The 2,681-nt window shown below is 42.1% G+C and carries 2 protein-coding genes; one reads left to right on the forward strand and one right to left on the reverse strand.

Annotated features, from left to right (window positions below):
* A partial coding sequence (locus tag PHV30_12165; protein ID MDD5457765.1) for a 4-hydroxythreonine-4-phosphate dehydrogenase PdxA occupies nt 1-774 on the reverse strand: 774 nt, incomplete at its 3' end.
* A gap of 133 nt (nt 775-907) precedes the next feature.
* Between PHV30_12165 and PHV30_12170 the strand changes: the two genes are divergently transcribed.
* Nucleotides 908-2,681, forward strand: a 1,774-nt coding sequence (locus PHV30_12170) for a GGDEF domain-containing protein (protein MDD5457766.1), incomplete at its 3' end; no start/stop codon positions are given.

Here is a 2,681-nt window from a genome sequence, read left to right on the forward strand (position 1 = left end):
TTTTTCTGCCACAGCCCTGTAAAATAATGTATCGGCAGGGATAGGTCCTTGCACCTGTATACCCTGTTGTCCGGCTTTGTTTATCGCGGGTGCTATGATCTCGATTTCCTCTCTGCCCATAAGTCCCGATTCACCGGCATGGGGATTGAGCCCGGCCACAGCTATTTTGCGGGATTTATTTTTCAGCTGTCGCAGGAAATTGTCAGCCAGCATTATTTTATTGTATATGGAATCCGTAGAAATTTTTTCAGACACTCTGCTTAGCGGGCAATGGATAGTTTCCAGAATTACTTTGAGTTTTTTAGAGTAAAAAGCCATGGCGTAATTCGTGCAGTGGCTCAATTGTGCCAAGGCTTCCGTATGTCCGGGGAATTTAATCCCGGCTTGCTGCCAGGAATTTTTGTTTATGGGCGCGGTAACCACAGCGCTGACTTTTTTTGCCAGTACCAGTTTTACTGCGGTCTCCACAAATTTATAGGAGAGAATTCCGCTTTTGGAATTGATATTTGCGGCTGATACTTCAAATTCCGGACAATCAAGAATATTAATGTCCGAATAACTGACTACGTCATCCCCGACTTTTTTAATAATATTAATCTCGTCCGCTTTTATCCGCGTATATTTTTTAAAACCGGCCAGCAGTACAGATTTGCTTCCTATCAGCAGAAAACCGGCTTTTTTTAACAGACCGGGGTTAGCGCTTAGTGATTTGGCGATGATTTCCGGCCCGATCCCGGTCAAATCTCCGGCAGTAATGGCAATTAGCGGCTTCATAATTGTTATTGTAGGTCAAATAACAAAAAATGAAAATAACCGCCAATTTGTACGATATATTTACAGAAGAATAATTTAACACAGGCGGGACCATAATACAAAGTTGTCCATACCGCATAAACAGGGGTAAAAAGTGTTTTATAAAATTGTAGCTCTAAAAACAGATGACGATTATACCGGTCTTTCCGCCGTTAACCTGTTAGCGCTTTTACAGCAGAAAAACGCGCAGATCGAAATATTACAGCAGGAGAATGCCGTACTGCGGGAGTTAAATTCATTGCAGGGCTGGAAGCTGGATAATGATGAGGATATATTTGGAAAACTGAACCTGCAGGGGGTACGTACGGAGAAGCTTAAGGCAAAGATACTGGTCCTCAGGCATGATCTTACTTCAATAACCAGAAGCACACAATTCAAGAGTCATGGGGCCCAGGTAAACGCTTTTTTTAAGACTATCGGCGAATTTTTCAGGGGATACGGTTTCCGGACCAGAATTTATTCACAATGTTTCGGCGGCTATTGGAAAGAGACTGGCTACAGACATGTACACAATATTTATGATCTGCCCGTGATCCCCTATCTGCAAATGAATATTGATGAAAACGAGCCTGTATATTTTGACTTTGATTCCAAGTTCCAGCCGTTAAAAAACGCCGAAGGGCATATCCTGTCTTACCGCAATCTGGAGCCGGATGATGCCTTTTCACGTCTCTTTAACTGGAAAGTAAGCAAAGCCAGACTGCTGGATAAATTACCGGAACTCGAGCCCATACTGACCATTTTTTTCAGTAATCCCGAAGATGAGTTTATTGTACCCAGATATGATTATTATTTTTTACAGAAAATAATACGTAATGAAGAATTTGCCGAATATGAAATAGATAATTCCGTAAGCCGGATAGAAGTATTGAGGCAGGTCCCCGGCATAGAGGACAAGATGGGGCAGTTTTTCATAAATCCCCAGGATGATTATCTGCGCTTTAAGCCGGATATAGCCGGATATTTTCAGTTGGAGTTTAAGGATGCGCAGTTGTCTGAACAGCAGGCCGGATTAAAAGCAGTTTGGGAAGATTGCAGGATCTGGCGTACACAATTCGCCGACCTTACCCAGCGAATATATATGAACCTGGATGAGGTAAATAAAAGCGTCTTCAACGCCTTGCTGAGAAACCGGGAGAAACAGGAAATATTCATGCATTTTTTGCGTCAGGCTTTTTATGAAAACAATGTTGAGTTTATTACTGCGGCAGAGCATGATCCCATCAGAATAAAAATGGCAAAGGCCGGTCAGGCCAACGGTGTTCATCAGGAATACGATGAATTCAGAAGATATATTATTTCTTCTTTGCATGGCGAGAACAGAACCCTGGCCATAAAATGTGATGAGTTCATAAGTGAACGCGGCAGTGATGTGTTTTTCGCCGACAGAAATATTACCATACTGCTGTGGGAGTTGATAAACTGCATGTTCCAGGAATTATCCTTTAGAAGTTCGCTTAAAGAAAAAAACAAATCGCAGAAATTCTTGCAGGCCAGCTTGAAAAAGAGCAACGCACAATTGCGGAATATTGTAGATGAACTAAGTGAAAAGACCCGGCTTATTGAAAAGCAAAAAGAATCCCTGAAGGAGCTTTCTTTAAAGGACGCTCTCACCGGCCTTGGGAACCGGCGCAGCCTTTGTGAATTGCTGGTAAAAAGTATCGGTTATCGTTTGCTGCGGCATAAGATCGAGAATATTGTAGTATCTATGATGGATATAGATAAATTTAAAAGAGTAAATGATATTTTCGATCATCCTACCGGCGACAAGGTACTGCAGTATTTATCCATGATAAGCAAAAAACAGTTCAGAGGTGAAGATATCATCACCCGTTACGGGGGTGAGGAATTTGTCGTATTGCTGGATG

It is taken from the genome of Candidatus Margulisiibacteriota bacterium (assembly GCA_028715625.1).
In the GTDB taxonomy this organism is placed as follows: Bacteria; Margulisbacteria; Riflemargulisbacteria; order GWF2-35-9; family GWF2-35-9; genus JAQURL01.